The following is a 14,341-nucleotide window of genomic DNA, read 5'->3' as shown; positions in this document are numbered from 1 at the left end:
GCGCGGAGTACTTCAATGCATCACTTTCGATTCTCGCAGCGCACGGTGGCCGCTGTGCTCGGCGTCCTGGCCCTGGCTTACACCGTGCAGGCGTATCGCATCCCGGAGTTCACGGCGGTGGAGGTGCCGGTCCAGCCCGGCACCCTGCCCCGCGGGCTGGGGCTGATACTGATCCTCCTCTGCGTGGCGCTCTTCTTCCAGCGGTCCCCCGGCGAAGCCACGGGGCCCACCGAGGCCACAGACACCACAGGCGCCACAGAACCCACCGAGGCACCCGCGCGCCCCGCGGCGGCAACGGCCGCCGGCCCCGCCGGCCCCGCCGGCTCCGCCGGCCCCGCCGGCCCCGATACCCCCATGAGCCGCCCCGCCCTCGGCCGCCTCTCCGACGCCCGGCTGGAGCTGGCCGCGCTGCTCATCGCGATCTGTCTGTACGTCGGACTCTTCGTACCGCTCGGCTTTGTGCTGTCCACGGCGCTGTTCGTCACCGGCACGGCCTGGTACCTCGGCTTCGGCCGCCACTGGGTCAACGTGCTGGTCGGAAGCGGGGTGGCGCTGGCGCTCTACCTCGGCATGTCCGAAGGGCTGGACGTGGCCCTGCCAACCGGGCCACTGCCCTTCTGACCGGGAGCCACCATGGACGCTTTCAACCAGCTCATCCACGGCTTCGGGGTCGCTCTGTCCCCGGAGAACCTCGCCTTTGTCTTCCTCGGCGTGCTCATGGGCACGGTGATCGGCATGCTGCCGGGGCTCGGGCCGATCAGCGCGATCTCGCTGATGATCCCGATCGCCTTCACCATGGACCCGACCTCGGCGATCATCATGCTGGCCGGGGTCTACTACGGCGCCATCTTCGGCGGCTCGACCTCATCCATCCTGCTCAACGCCCCTGGCGTGGCCGGAACGGTGGCCACCTCCTTTGACGGCTACCCCCTCGCTCGTAACGGCCAGGCGGGCAAGGCGCTCTCGGTGGCCGCCATCGCCTCCTTCGCGGGCGGCACCGTCGGCGTGGTCGGGCTGATGCTCGTCGCGCCGTCGCTGTCGGCGCTCACCGTCAGCTTCGGCCCGGCGGAGTACTTCGCCCTGATGGTCCTCGGCCTGACGGCCGTGGTCTCCCTCTCGGGGAACAACCTCACCAGAGGCCTCATCTCCGGCACCGTCGGAGTGATGATCGCCCTGGTCGGCATTGATTCCCAGACGTCCACACTCCGCTTCACCTTCGGACGGCATGAGCTGTACGAGGGCGTGGAGTTCCTGATCGTGGCGCTGGGCGTCTTCGCGCTCGCGGAGGTCTTCGTCATGCTGCTGCGCCGCGGACAGGGCGGCGGCGATGGGACGGTCACCTCGCTGCGGCTGAGCAAGCGCGAGCTCAAGGAGATCAGCGGGCCGACCGGGCGTGGCTCGGTGCTCGGCTTCTTCACCGGCGTGCTGCCGGGTGCTGGGGCCACGGTCGCCTCCTTCCTCGCGTACTCCTTCGAGAAGCGGTTCGCCAAGGACGGCAAGACCTTCGGCAAGGGCAACATCAAGGGCGTCGCCGCCCCCGAGTCCGCGAACAACGGGGCAGCGGTGGGGTCGTTCGTACCGCTGCTCACCCTCGGCGTTCCCGGCTCCGGCACCACGGCGGTGCTGCTCGGCGCACTGCTGGTGCTCGGCATCCAGCCCGGTCCGCTGCTGCTGGACGAACAGCCGGACATGTTCTGGGGGGTCGTCGCCAGCATGTACATCGGCAACATCGTGCTGCTGATTCTGAATCTGCCGCTGATCCCGCTGTTCGCCAAGGTGCTCAAGACCCCGCAGACCCTGCTGCTGCCCCTGGTCATCGTCTTCTGCGTGGTCGGTGTGTACGGACAGTCCTTCAGCACCTTCGACCTGTGGCTGCTGATCGGCTTCGGTGTGCTGGGCTTCCTGATGAGAGCCAATGGCTTCCCGGCCGCACCGCTCATCCTGGGGTTGATCCTCGGCGGACTTATGGAGAAGTCCATGAGGCAGGCCCTGCTGATCTCCTCCGGCGACTTCAGCACCTTCGTCACCAAGCCGATCTCCGCCACGCTGCTCGCACTGGCCGCACTCTCCCTGCTGGCTCCGCTCTACGGCGCCCTGCGACGCGGGCGACGAAGGCGGGGCTTGTCCCCGGTCAGCGGCGCGGGTCAGGATGAGCAGCCCAGGACCGCCGTCGGGGCACAGCAGGAGAACGGGTGAGACAGGCGTGATACGGGCCATGGCGGCCGCGTTGCCGCTGGCACTGCTGGCCGTGCTGCTCGGCGGCTGCGCCACATCGCCGGAGCAGGACGATCCGGTCCGGCTCATGGTGCCCACCCCGGCCGGTGGCGGCTATGACGTCACGGCCCGTACGGTCGCGATCACCCTGGAGGACACCGGGCTCGCCGGTGAGGTGGACGTCTTCAACCTCACCGGGTCGGCGGGCACCACCGGGCTGACCCGGCTCATCCATGAGTCCGGCAATGACCGGCTGATCATGCAGATGGGTCTCGGCCTGGTCGGCAGCGCCCTGGCCGCCGAGGCGCCGCAGCCCATCGCAGAAGCCACGCCACTGGCCCGGCTCCTGGAGGAGCCCGAGGCCATCGTGGTCCCCGAGGACTCTCCGTATCGCACCTTCGGCGAGCTCGCCACGGCATGGCGGGGGAAGCCCGCCGGTCTGCGCGCCGGGGTCGGCTCCCACCCTGGCGGGCCCGACCACCAAGCGCTCATGCTGATCGCCGAGACCATCGGCCTCTCCCCCACCGAGGTTCCCTTCGAGCGCTACGACGGCGGCGGCGAACTCCTCGCGGCGATACTCAGCCACAGGGTGGATTTCGCCCTGACCGGCTCCGCCGAATACCGGCATGCGATCGCCGCGGGTCAGCTCCGCGTGCTGGCGGTGACCGGTCCCCAGCGGGTGGAGGGCATCGATGCCCCCACTCTGCGTGAGGAAGGCTACGACCTCGAAGTGGTCAACTGGCGCGGTCTCATGGCCCCGCCCGGTATCACCACACAGCAGCGGGCGGATCTGATCGCTCTCCTCGACCGCCTCCACACCACCCCGCAGTGGCGCCGTGCCCTGCGTGACAACGGCTGGACCGACGCGTACCTCTCCGGCGAGGCCTTCTCCCGCTTCCTCACCGACGAGAACAAGCGGGTCGGCGCCCTGCTGGACCGGCTTGGCCTGACCGAACAGATACCGGGCTAATCCTCGTTCGCGCCGGGAATCCGCGCGGTCTCCGGAGAGGCGGTATCCAACGGCACCGACCACTCCCGTACCAGCCCGAGCTGCACCGCCTGCCGCGGCAGCACCGCGTTGAGCGCCCAGTCAGCCAGCACCCGGACCCGGTTCCCCGGCAGGGCCGCCAGATGATGGCCGCGAGTGACAGCGTTGGCGGCCACCCCGGAGAGCGGCACCCGCAGCGGATTGGCAGCGGCCTTCACCCCACCGAGATCCACGGCGAACCCCAGATCATGGTGCTTGTACGCCTGCCGCCGCCCATATCCATAGGACGCGGCGATGTTGTGAGCCGCGGTCCTCCCCTGCCGCGCGGCATGCTGGGCGGTCATCGCGGTGAGCTCGCCCGGCCGGGTCAGATCCGGCACCGCGGCGGCGTCCCCGCAGGCCAGCACCTCGGGATGGCCGGGCACGGCCAGATACTCGTCCACGACGAGCCGCCCCTTCTCCGTGGGCAGCCCGAGCCCCTCCACCAACGGATCGGGGCGGACGCCCACGCACCAGACCAAGCACCGCGTCCCCACGAACGTCCCGTCATCAAGCAGGACCCCGTCCGGGGTGGCCTCCTTCACGGATGTCTCGGTCCGCACCTCCACCCCACGCTTGCGCAGCACCTTGTCCGCGGCCCGGGACAGCCGCTGGTCCAGCTCGGGCAGCACCCGGGGCGCGATATCGAGCAGCATCCAGCGCGGCTGCGGCACCCCCTTGTGCTGCCGGGCGAGGGAATCCGTGAAGAGCTTGCCGTGCGCGGCGACCTCAGTACCCGTATAGCCCGCCCCCACAACGACAAAGGTGCAGCGTGCGGCCCGTTCCTCCGCATCGTGCGACGTGGCGGCGAGGGCGATCTGCCGGCTCATGTGGTCCCGCAGATAGAGCGCCTCGGGCATTCCCCGGAAACCATGCGCGTGCTCAGCCACCCCGGGAATGGGCAGCAGTTTGTTCACACCCCCGACGCTGAGCACCAACCGGTCATACCGCAGCTCCTTGCCCCGCCCCTCAGGATCCGTATATGTGACCTTCCTGGCCCTCAGATCCACCCCGCCGACCTCCCCCAGCACCAGCCGCACCTTCGGCAGCGTCCCAGCCAGCGACACGGACACCCGGCGGGGCTCCAACGCCCCGGCCGCTACCTCCGGCAACAGCGGCAGATACAGGAAGTAGTCATTCGGATTGATCAGCACCACCTCGGCGACCCCACGGATCTTCCGCGACAGCACCCGCGCCGCCTGATACCCGGCGAACCCACCACCAACGATCACTACCCGCGACCGGCTCACATCGACTCCCAGCACTCGGAGCACGATCAACAGCCCTACCCGCGTATCCCGCCCACACCTGCTGAAACCTCCCCCGAAGCCGAGTACGCAAGCACCACCCCAAGTGCGGTATTGTTCTCGTGCGCGACCGGCCAGGGGCCAAACCCCAGGCCGCGAGAGCACCGGGACGTGGCGCAGTTTGGTAGCGCACTTGACTGGGGGTCAAGGGGTCGTGGGTTCAAATCCCGCCGTCCCGACAGGGCAACAAGCCCGCTGACACGGAAGCTTCTTCCAGGTCAGCGGGCTTTTGTGTATCTAGCAGCCAGGTCAGCGAACGAGCCGCAGGTGCCGTTTCGGCCGCTCCTCGGGGACCACTTTGGGACCAGCGGCGTCCTGCCGACCGGCCGCCAAGTCCCCATGATCTCTCGCCCCATGGCAGCTCCAGCCCAAAATCACTCCACCGACCGCGTGGGCGTCTGCGGGTCGCGGGGGCAGGCCGGCGGCCGGTCCGGGGTACAGCCCGGGGGCCGACGTCCGGCCGTGGGGTGGGATCGAGCGCCGGTGGGGTGGGGGCGGTCGGTGCCGTTGTCCTGATGCCGTACGGCAGCACGAACCTTCCTGGCGGAGCCCATCAGGACGAGGGCCCGACCTCAGGAGCACCCCATGAGCAGCTTCACGGTGATCTGCCCCGTCCCCCAGGAGGGCGACGAGTGCTGGTCCTGCAACGGCCAGGGCTACGTCACCTTCACCGGCGAGAACGCCGACGGCGCAGCCGACACCCTGGCCGGAGACCGACCAGTGGGCCGACCGCCGCGCACAGGACCAGCAGCAGGAGCGCTGAGCAACGGGCCCCCGGCCCGCGTGCTGGGGCCCCACCCACTACACCGACCACGTAGGCCGTCTCCGGGCCATCCGAGGGCGAGGGCTATGGGGCTGTACAGGACGTGCCCGCCGCATGCCCGTTCCAGGGACACGAGACAGGACTCACGGGGAACCACGGGCAAACCTTGGGTGCCGTGCAGATCAGCGTCTTAGCAGGTCAGCCTTGACTGGGGCATCAAGACTCCACCAACCTCGGAGCACGTCTTGCGCATCTCTATGGGCAACCGCCGGGCGCCGCACCCTACTCAACGGCGACTCGGGGGTCTTCTCGTTTCACAGAGGCGATCACGGCTGATACGACGGCGGTCACGACGAGGCTCCCCACCATGACCATCCCCACGCCGACCATAAAGAGGCCGCTGGAGTCGTCCGACCAGTCGTAATAGGCGGCAATGGTCAGGCCGACCGTGATGCCGAGCACAGCACCTGCGATGTAGCGCCGGGACGCCGCCCAGTACACCGGCACCAGCAGAGTCAGCACCAGCCCGATCAACTGCCACGCCCCGTACGGGCCGGTCGTCGTACCGTCAGGTTGCACGTCACGATGCTGGTCCCAGCCCAGCCAGGTGGCCCACACCCCTAGCGCCACCACAGCCAGCACAAGGACAGCAAACAGCTGGGGAACGAGTTTCAGTAGCCGTTGTCGCATGGCCCAAGCATTCCGGCTCGCCCCATAACCGACCAGAGCACAAGTACTCAACTCTGCCCGAGTACTTTAGCCACGATCTGTTGGTCGGGCTTCGCAAGCTGCCGTCCGATGCTCATCGGAGCCCACCCTGTTCCGTAGTCGCGGTACAGCAGTGAAGTACAGCAACCCCGCCGACTGTTCTTCTGGAGGTGTGGAGTGGAGGTCACCGCGGTCGGGTGGGCCCTGACGATCGGTGTGATTCTGGCGTTGCTCGCTCTGGACTTGGTACTGGGAACCGTACGTCCACACGTGGTGAGCTTCCGCGAGGCGACGATCTGGTCGGTTTTTTACATCGCGGTAGCTCTGGTCTTCGGTCTGGTCTTTGCCGGCCAGGTGGGATGGGGCTACGGGGCGGAATACTTCGCCGGCTACATCGTGGAGAAGAGCCTGTCGGTCGACAATTTGTTCGTTTTCGTCATTATCGTGTCGACGTTCGCAGTGCCCCGCGAGCATCAGCAGCGAGTACTCGCCTTCGGCATCATCGCTGCCCTGGTGTTGCGAGCCATCTTCATCGCTCTGGGCGCGGCACTGCTGTCGTTGTTCTCCTTCATGTTTTTGATCTTCGGGCTGCTGCTGTTGTGGACAGCGGTGCAGCTCTATCGCCACCGAGACCAAGACCCCGACGTCGAGAACAATGTGCTCGTGCGCACCTGCCGCCGGGTGCTGCCGGTCAGCGACACCTACGTCGGGGGCCGACTGACGGCCCGCGTTGAAGGCCGATGGGTCGTCACGCCGCTGTTCGTCGTGTTCATCGCGATCGGTGGTACTGACATCCTCTTCGCACTCGACTCCATCCCGGCCGTGTTCGGCGTGACGGAACAGCCCTACATCGTTTTTACGGCGAACGCGTTCGCCCTGCTTGGCCTGCGGCCGCTGTTCTTCCTGGTAACCGGTCTCCTCGACCGGCTGGTGTACCTGTCCAGCGGGCTGGCCCTGATCCTGGCGTTCATCGGCGTGAAGCTGGTGCTCCACTGGGCACACGACCTGAGCCCCGGGCTACCCCAGATCAGCACCGCCGTGTCGCTCGCAGTCATCGGCGGCGTTCTCGCCCTTACCACCGCAGCCAGCTTGATCAAGTCCCGGCGCGACCCCGCAGCCCGAGCGCACCCCGGAACCCTCATCGCCACTCCGCCCCACGACGCCTCCGGCGAGCACCAACCCCGCGGTGACGGGGGCCCGTAGCCCCCGGCCGGACGCCCGCAGTGTTCCGGCTGTCCCTGTGCGCTTCGCCCCGTTCGTCAGTTGGGCAACAGGCAGCAGGCTCCGCTGGTACGCGCAGACTCCGGCCGGTGTCCGACCGTCGTCTACCGGCTCTGTCGGGTTGCAGGTACAGGAGGTTCCGGTCAAGAGCGTGCGCCGTTCCAGCACAGGAGTGTGTTTTGCGTAAGAGCTCGCCACCTGTAGAGCGATTCCGGCGTCGCCGAATACGGCTGCAGCGCGGAGGACCGTGGCGGCAGGTGGTGCCGAGCAAGGTCGAGGGGTTCTCCACGGGGTGAAGTACAGGCCGAGGTTCTCAATCCGGTACCGGCTGCCGGTGTCGAGCAGCAAGTAGCCGAGCAGCTGCCACGCGGTCCCGGCATCCGGGCGAATCGTGCCCTGTTTATCCGAGGACGTGGGGGTACCCCTCAGGGTGACTGCTGGTGGGTCCGGGCAAGGAGCGACCATGTCACCAAAAGGCCACGCTGCTCACGCAGCCCGGAAGGCTCCGCGCGACACGGTGGTGCGCGATAAACGGAGTGAGGTCATCGGAACGCTGATCCTCGCCATCGGGCTGTGGCTCTTCGTAGCTCCATGGGTGTTGGGGTACCCGTTCACCGCACCTGCGGTTGACGCTCACCTCAATGAGATCGTTGTGGGTATCATCGTCTTCGCGTGTGGCCTCGCGCGGCTGATCCGGCCGCGCGGTCTGCTGAGTGACCTGACCGTGCTGCTGGCGGGGATCTGGATGGTGGTGGCGCCGTTCGTGTTCGGCTACGGCGACACGGCGCGCGCTGAGCTGGCCCGGGTCAATTCTGTGGCTGTGGGCATCGTGCTCATCATTCTGGCCGCGCTGAGTCTGCTGCTGGCGGCGTTCGGCAGGCGGGGCGCCGCCGCTGCCCGCCAATGACCGCGCAGCCCCTGCGGCGTGTGCTCCCTGGCGGCGGCCGTTGCCCTGACCGTGACCCTCAGCGGATGCGGCCGGGAACGGAGCGACTGGCCACCGTGCTTCTCGTGTACGCGGCCGACCTGCCCGGCTTCAGGCGGGGCGACCGCCCTCGACGTGCGCTGAGCGTCGGGGAACCGGCCGAGGCGCTGCGCGGCTGGATCGACGCGGCGAGCGTGCCGCGACCGGCGTTGGTCGCCAACTCCTTCGGCCGCCAGGTCTCCGTCGACCTGACTGGGCGCCGCCGGGAATCGGTCCCGCAAGAGAGCGAGACCCCGATGCGATCACCCTGCTACGTCGCCGAGTGCAACCCACGGTGGGCGCTCGCGGCCGCGCACACCCACCTCCACCGGGCCGACCCCTTTGACGAGACCGACCTGATGCGGCGAATCCCCGACCGCTGCCGAAGGGCATGAGCCGTGCCTCGGTGGTTGGGGTGGTGGTGTCGGCCGATCCGGCCGGCAGCGCTCCTGGCCCTGGCGGTCGCCGTGGCCGTCCTCGCTGCCACAGGCGTCCTGCCCCGTTGGCCAGGGCTCATCCATCTGGTCGCGCTGCCCCCGCTCGACCTGATCGCCGACCTTCGGATCCTGATGGTGGTCTCACCCAGCCACCCGGTGTTCGTCGCCGGTCTCGCACTCTCGCTCGCCGTACGCGTCACCGTCCTCGCCCTGCTGCTCGGCGGCCTCGACCGGCGTCGGCTCGGCTACGCGATCCGCTTCTATCTTGTCGTGCTGCCGCCGGCGCTGATCGCCGCCGCCCTGTTGCTCGGCGCCGGGGCGACGCTGTACTTCGGGCTGTTCTGGATGGGCCTGGTCGCCGCCCTCACCACCGTCGCCGTCACCGCCACCGCCGGCTGGTCGACACCCCCGCGGCTGGCCGCCGGGTTTGCCGCCGCCGTCCGTCACGGGCTCCGCCTCGGTACGGTCGGCGCCTATGTGGTGGTGCTGGCCGCGCTGGGCGCGATCGCCGACCTGACCGGGCCGACCGGCGCCGTGGTACTCGTACCCGTTTCCGCCCTGCTGACCCTGACCGCCGCCCGGCTCCTCCGGATGGACCCGCCGCTGCGGCCCGAGCCCAGCCCTCGCGTGCGGTGGAGCGCTGTCGGTCTCCGGCTGACCCGGCGGGCGATCGCCGGAGTCGGTGCGGCGGCGGTCGCGGCCCTCGTCGTGGTCATGGTCACCGGCCCGACCGGCCCGCCCCGGGCACCGGAGCCGGATACTCCGCGCCGGGGCTCGCTCATGCTGATGTCAGGTGTCGACTCGTCGTCCGGAAACGGAGCGATTCTGGAGATCGACCCGCACTTCTCCGGTTACACCTGCGAGCAGACCTACTACTTCTCCTACGCAGGTCCCGGTCGTGGTCAGCCCCGCAACGCTGCCCTGTGCCCCATCACGACCGGCGCGCCCTATCAAGCGGCAGACACCCTACGCTCCACCAATGAACTGGTCGACGCCCTCGAAGCCCAGCTGGCTGGCCTGCCACCACCGGTCGTACTGGTCACCCACTCCCAGGGTGTGTGGATCACCTGGGAGGCGGCCCTGCGAGACCGGCTCCCGAACGTCGGTGCACTCGTGCTCATCGGTCCGTTCCCGGAAAATCCGGTCCCCTACCCACCCCGGGGCAAGCAGGGGGTCAGCCGGCTCGCCGCCGACGTGACCTGGCTCATTTCGCGGTGGTCGCGACCGGGCGGAACATCCGTCTTCACCCCTGACTCCCCACTGAGCCGCGAGTGGCTGGCCCACCCCACCGCCATAGCGGAGACGCTGGCCGGCCGACCGCCCCCGGACATCCGGGTACTCAGCGTTCCCAGCGTCTTCGACACGCCGCTGATGCCTGCCGGACCGTCGCTGCGATGGGCGACCGATCTCTGCTCGATTCCGGTGATCCACCCGAACGTGCCCTACTCGGCCGAGTTCCAGCGCTCCCTCACCCGGTTTCTCGACCATGAGCCGCAGTCACCCTGCCCGCTCTGGCGCCGCGCGGTGGGTCCCCTCTTCCGCCCCTTCTCCGTGCCCACCTGGGATGCGTGAGGCCGGGTATTGAGGCCGGTCGCGACGCGAAGACGACCGGCCCCCCGGGAACCCGCCCCTGGTGTGAGTGGTGCGCAACCGCTCACGCCGCGGTGTCCACTCTCCCCTTGCCCGGTCCGGCTGGGAGTGTGCGGGCGACAGTCCACAGCGGTTCGATACGGCGGCCGTAGCGGTGCACCAGCCAGCCCATCAGGGCACCGAACCCGGCATGGGCCAGGTAAACGGTGACCGCGAAACGGGCCCCGAAATCCGTACCGAAGACACCCGCACCGACCGCCTTCGTCACCGGGCTGAGCAGAAACCCCGTACCGAGCGCCAGCCCGTAGCCCGTGCCCAGCAGCGTCCCGCTCAAGGCACCTCTGCGCCGCCGGAAGGGAAAGCCGCCGACCAGCACCGCGTAAGTGACGCCGAACATCGCTCCGTTCCAGAAGTGATAGGCCCACCCGGCGATATTGGAGGCCGCGTCGGGACCCTGCATGATCTGGTCGCGCAGCAGGACACCCATCAGCATCGCGATATCCCCCGGCATCGAGTCAAAGACCCGGAAGCCGGTCTCACGGAACACCTCCAGCACCACCGTGCCCGCCAGCCCCGCCACCGCGCCCAGCAGCACGGCCCGCCCCAGACGTGGCCCGGAAACGCGCAGGGCGAGCAGCGGGGCGAGCGCTACGGCAACCGCACCGGGGATGCCGTAGCGCAGGACCAGCTCCGGCAGGGTTCCGTAACCACCCTGGGCGGCGGCGAACAACACCGAACCGGCCGCGGTGGCCCCCGCCAGCACCACCCCGCTGAGCAGCAGATCCACGAGAGGACGGGCACGCGCGGTCATGCCCGGACCCTGGGGGTGGGAGATGCCGTGGCCGCCGCGGTCACTTCGCCGCACCGTTCGCGATCTTCTCGGCGGCCATCTTCATCTGCTCGCCGCCCTCGGCCAGCTTGGGGTCGATAGCCTCAAAGAGCGGGGCCGGGTCGAAGTAGCCGACATGGGCGGAGCCATCATCATCGGCCCACACATACATCCGCAGCGGGATGACCGCACCAATGGCGGGGTTCTGCTGGAAGAACATCTTTCCCTTGGTGGGGTTGCCGATGAAGTACGCACGCGCCCCCTTCAGCCGCAAACCCGTGGACTTCAACGCCCCCGCCTGATTCAGATCACCCAGCACCATCATGTCCGCATCCGCGGCAGCCTTCTTCAACGCCTTCTCGACATCGGCGAACGACTTCTCGGAGTCCACGATCTGGTAGCCGGCGGTGGCCTTGGCACCCTCTTCAGCGGACGCGCCGGTGGCCCCCTGCGCGATCTTGTCGGCGGCCATCTGCTCGCCGCCCTCGGCCAGCTTGGGCTCAATGGCCTCGAACATCGCCGCAGGGTCGAAGTAGCCGACGTGTCCCTTGCCGTCGTCATCGGCCCACACATACATCCGCAGCGGGATCTCCGCGCCGATGGCGGCGTTTTGCTGGAAGAACATCTTTCCCTTGGTGGGGTTGCCGATGAAGTACGCACGCGCCCCCTTCAGCCGCAAACCCGTGGACTTCAACGCCCCCGCCTGATTCAGATCACCCAGCACCATCATGTCCGCATCGGCAGCGGCCTTCTTCAGCCCCTTCTCCACCTCCGCGAACGATTTGTCGGAAGCATAGGAAGAGAAAACTGACTTGGTGCCCTCCGCCGGGCTCCCAGTCTGCCGCCCCGCGTCCTTGGTCGGGCTCGGCTCAGAGCCGGCCGGGTCGTTGGAACCGCAGGCGGTCGCGGTCAGCGCGAGCGCGGCCACGCCCATGGCCAGGCGGGCGGTGGTGGGTCGGGTCAGTGTCATTGAGTGATATCCCCTGCAGATCGAGTGAATACGAGCACCCCTGGCAACCCCATCCGCCCGCTCAACCCGCCAGGAGTGTCAGCGAGCTGACACAATCCACTGATATCAGCCTCCTGGGAATGCGAGCCGTCTTACGGCGGGTTCCCAGTCCCCGAGGCCGTAGAAACCGTAGAAGAAAGGTGCGACCGTGACCTCGTCCGACACGGTTCATGTCTACTGGCGGCCAGGCTGCCCGTACTGCGCGATGCTGCGCCGCGGGCTGAAACGCACCGGGCTGCCGGTGGAGTGGCACAACATCTGGACCGATCAGCGGGCGGCCGCGCGTGTACGGGCCGTGACCGGCGGCGACGAGACCGTGCCCACCGTGGAGATCGCCGGGAAAGCCATGGTCAACCCCACCACCCAACAGGTACTGACGGCAGTACGCGAGCGGGCTCCCCATCTTGCCCCGCCCGAGCCTCAGCCCCGCCGCTCCTGGCTGCCATGGCGGCGCCGCACCGTGTCATAGACGGCGACCGCCCCACACCAGCGCCCCGCCGAGCAGTACCAGGGTGAGCGGGTAGAAGACCGGGCGCAGCGGCACTACGAAGGGCAGGACCGCCGCTGCCGCACCGGTGCCCAGAGCGAGCAGGAAGGCCGGTACGCAGCAGGCGAAGCCCAGCAGAAAGGCGGGCAGCACACCCAGCAGCCGCCCGAAGCCGCGCGTCGGCGGGACGCGGCAGGCCGAGGTGTCCCGTACGGCCAGCGCCACTGCGACATTCGCGCCCACCAGCGCCGCCACCAACGCGCCGAGCAGTGCGTTGACCGGGCTGAGGAACAGTGCCGCATACGGGGTACGCACCGCCAGCACCGGCTCGAAGAGATACGGGGCCCGCACGCTGAACAGCCGCTCCCAGGCGGCCTGTACCACCGGGGCACCCGCCCAGCGGCCGGAGACCGAGAACGCCAGGTCCCCAATGGCTGCCAGATACGCGACCAGCATCACCACGGACATCACGAGCGCGATCCGCCGCCTGCGCGGTATGGCCAGCGCCGTGCGCAGCCGGGACGGGGTGCCCACCACCGCGTGGACCACGCCGTCCCACGCGTCCCCGACCCTGGACAGGGCGGCCACCCCGCGGTTCATACGAGCACCTCGGTGTCCGGGTGGAAGGCGTACCAGGCGAACCACATCGCGTCGAAGGCGTCCTCGGCCCCGTCCACTCGGGCCGCCGCCAGCTTCCGGTCCCAGGTGACCGTCACCGGGACGCCGCCCGCCTTGGCCCGGACCGTGCCGTCCTGCTTCAACCGGGCTTTGGGAAGGGCCAGCTGACGCTTCCCGGCCCGGATCGCGATCACCACGTCCTTGTCGGCGAAGCGCTCGCGCTTGTCGCGTTCCAGCACGGGGAAGATCGGGCCACCCTCCGTGTAGTAGCCGCTGTTACGGGTGTAGGAGCCATACGGATCGCTGCCGTAGTCGCGCAAGTGGCCGGTGTCGGTGGACAGCACCTGGGTGTCCGGGTGGGCGCTGCGCCAGGCCTTCCAGGTGGTCCACAGCAGCGGCGTGGTGGCCAGCCGCTGGCCCTTGCGCTTGCCGGTGATGGCGGTGCCGGTGATCTGCGGCCAGGTGGAGTCGGTCTGGCGGTCGTACATCACCAGGTTGGAGTTGACCAGATTGCCGGTGGTGCCGAAGGTCAAGGCCGACCCGTCGGGCGGGCCGGTGAAGGCGATGGCGGTGCCGGTGAGCGGGCAGTAGGTCACGGTCAGCGGCTTGCCGTCCACCGTGTCGTTGACGATCTCGTGCCAGACGAGCACCAGCTGGGGGTAGGCGCGCGGCAGATGCGGGTGTTCCAGGCCGAAAACCGGCTCGTCGTCGGTGAGGAAACGGGCCTTACCGGCGTCGACGAACTTCGGTTTGTCGATCGCGGGAATCCCATCCTTGCCGGGCCCGCCGGAGACCACGTTGTCGGCCAGCCGCTCCAGCGACGGCGGCTCACCGGAACCCTCCGGTGAGGTCCTGGAGTCCGGTCCGCCGCCCGAGCCGCCGGACAGGGTCCGCAGCGCATAGACCCCGCCCCCGATGCCCAGTGCGACCGCACCACCGATCACCCCGGCGCCCTTGAGTATCTGCCGCCTGCTGGGCTGCTTATTCGGCGGATTCGGCGTATAAGCCTGCTCGTCCATGGCCCGCTTCCCTGTCCCTGCGGTGATACACCGGGAACCCGGCGAGCTGCCGCGCACCTTCCCCTTTTTCCGGCACTGCCCCGAGCGGGCGGCGCTGTGGCACCGCCGAGCACTCCCGCGGCCAGTCCCAGCACATGTTTCTATACGG

At 68.8% G+C, this 14,341-nt stretch carries 14 protein-coding genes and 1 tRNA gene; 9 read left to right on the top strand and 6 right to left on the bottom strand.

From position 1 onward, the window contains the following. Positions 1-15 precede the first annotated feature (15 nt). The 3 genes from test1122_RS24735 to test1122_RS24725 are packed head-to-tail and all read left to right on the top strand — an operon-like array spanning position 16 to position 3,184. Positions 16-621, top strand: a complete 606-nt coding sequence (locus tag test1122_RS24735; protein WP_232271380.1) for a tripartite tricarboxylate transporter TctB family protein — start codon at positions 16-18, stop codon at positions 619-621. A gap of 12 nt (positions 622-633) precedes the next feature. Then, positions 634-2,196 carry a tripartite tricarboxylate transporter permease gene (locus tag test1122_RS24730; RefSeq protein ID WP_232271379.1) on the top strand — a complete coding sequence of 521 codons (1,563 nt, stop codon included), beginning with the start codon at positions 634-636 and terminating at the stop codon, positions 2,194-2,196. 19 nt (positions 2,197-2,215) lie between these two features. After that, the gene (locus tag test1122_RS24725) at positions 2,216-3,184 is read left to right on the top strand and encodes a Bug family tripartite tricarboxylate transporter substrate binding protein (RefSeq protein WP_422397094.1); all 969 of its coding nucleotides are present in this window, start codon (positions 2,216-2,218) and stop codon (positions 3,182-3,184) included. Here test1122_RS24725 and test1122_RS24720 read toward each other — a convergent pair. Further along, positions 3,181-4,491 (bottom strand): NAD(P)/FAD-dependent oxidoreductase, encoded by a 1,311-nt coding sequence (locus tag test1122_RS24720; protein WP_232271377.1) that lies wholly within the window; start codon positions 4,489-4,491, stop codon positions 3,181-3,183. The two genes, test1122_RS24725 and test1122_RS24720, sit on opposite strands and share 4 nt — an antisense overlap. A gap of 162 nt (positions 4,492-4,653) precedes the next feature. On the opposite strand from test1122_RS24720, the gene test1122_RS24715 reads away from it, so the two are divergent. Beyond that, positions 4,654-4,727 (top strand) — tRNA-Pro (locus test1122_RS24715). 866 nt (positions 4,728-5,593) lie between these two features. Here test1122_RS24715 and test1122_RS24710 read toward each other — a convergent pair. Continuing rightward, the gene (locus tag test1122_RS24710) at positions 5,594-6,001 is read right to left on the bottom strand and encodes a hypothetical protein (protein ID WP_232271376.1); all 408 of its coding nucleotides are present in this window, start codon (positions 5,999-6,001) and stop codon (positions 5,594-5,596) included. 195 nt (positions 6,002-6,196) lie between these two features. On the opposite strand from test1122_RS24710, the gene test1122_RS24705 reads away from it, so the two are divergent. The 4 genes from test1122_RS24705 (at position 6,197) to test1122_RS24690 (ending at position 10,213) form a co-directional block, all read left to right on the top strand. After that, positions 6,197-7,222, top strand: coding sequence for a TerC family protein (locus test1122_RS24705; protein ID WP_232271375.1), 1,026 nt, complete (start codon positions 6,197-6,199; stop codon positions 7,220-7,222). A gap of 481 nt (positions 7,223-7,703) precedes the next feature. Beyond that, positions 7,704-8,147: an SPW repeat protein gene (locus test1122_RS24700; RefSeq protein WP_232271374.1), complete on the top strand. Its 444-nt coding sequence runs from the start codon at positions 7,704-7,706 to the stop codon at positions 8,145-8,147. Positions 8,148-8,212: 65 nt separating this feature from the next. Further along, on the top strand, positions 8,213-8,599 hold the full coding sequence (locus tag test1122_RS24695; RefSeq protein ID WP_232271373.1) for an alpha/beta fold hydrolase: 387 nt from the start codon (positions 8,213-8,215) through the stop codon (positions 8,597-8,599). Positions 8,600-8,671: 72 nt separating this feature from the next. Then, positions 8,672-10,213: an RBBP9/YdeN family alpha/beta hydrolase gene (locus test1122_RS24690; RefSeq protein WP_232271372.1), complete on the top strand. Its 1,542-nt coding sequence runs from the start codon at positions 8,672-8,674 to the stop codon at positions 10,211-10,213. A gap of 82 nt (positions 10,214-10,295) precedes the next feature. Here test1122_RS24690 and test1122_RS24685 read toward each other — a convergent pair whose 3' ends face one another. Both test1122_RS24685 and test1122_RS24680 read right to left on the bottom strand, forming a co-directional pair. Next, a complete protein-coding gene (locus test1122_RS24685; RefSeq protein WP_232271371.1) occupies positions 10,296-11,042 on the bottom strand; it encodes a hypothetical protein in 747 nt (248 codons plus the stop codon). A 40-nt stretch (positions 11,043-11,082) separates the two neighbouring features. Then, positions 11,083-12,030 (bottom strand): DUF302 domain-containing protein, encoded by a 948-nt coding sequence (locus tag test1122_RS24680; RefSeq protein WP_232271370.1) that lies wholly within the window; start codon positions 12,028-12,030, stop codon positions 11,083-11,085. 187 nt (positions 12,031-12,217) lie between these two features. On the opposite strand from test1122_RS24680, the gene test1122_RS24675 reads away from it, so the two are divergent. Further along, complete coding sequence (locus test1122_RS24675) at positions 12,218-12,538, top strand: mycoredoxin (protein WP_232271369.1); 321 nt, start codon at positions 12,218-12,220, stop codon at positions 12,536-12,538. Here test1122_RS24675 and test1122_RS24670 read toward each other — a convergent pair. After that, positions 12,533-13,156 (bottom strand): hypothetical protein, encoded by a 624-nt coding sequence (locus test1122_RS24670; protein WP_232271368.1) that lies wholly within the window; start codon positions 13,154-13,156, stop codon positions 12,533-12,535. The two genes, test1122_RS24675 and test1122_RS24670, sit on opposite strands and share 6 nt — an antisense overlap. Then, the gene (locus tag test1122_RS24665) at positions 13,153-14,193 is read right to left on the bottom strand and encodes a DUF3179 domain-containing (seleno)protein (RefSeq protein WP_232271367.1); all 1,041 of its coding nucleotides are present in this window, start codon (positions 14,191-14,193) and stop codon (positions 13,153-13,155) included. The genes test1122_RS24670 and test1122_RS24665 overlap by 4 nt, the downstream gene beginning before the upstream one ends. Positions 14,194-14,341: the final 148 nt, after the last annotated feature.

The sequence above is a fragment of the Streptomyces gobiensis genome, from assembly GCF_021216675.1.
Taxonomy (GTDB): Bacteria; Actinomycetota; Actinomycetes; order Streptomycetales; family Streptomycetaceae; genus Streptomyces; species Streptomyces gobiensis.
Note: the sequence above shows the minus strand (reverse complement) of the source record. Positions and strands in the feature narration are given on the sequence as shown.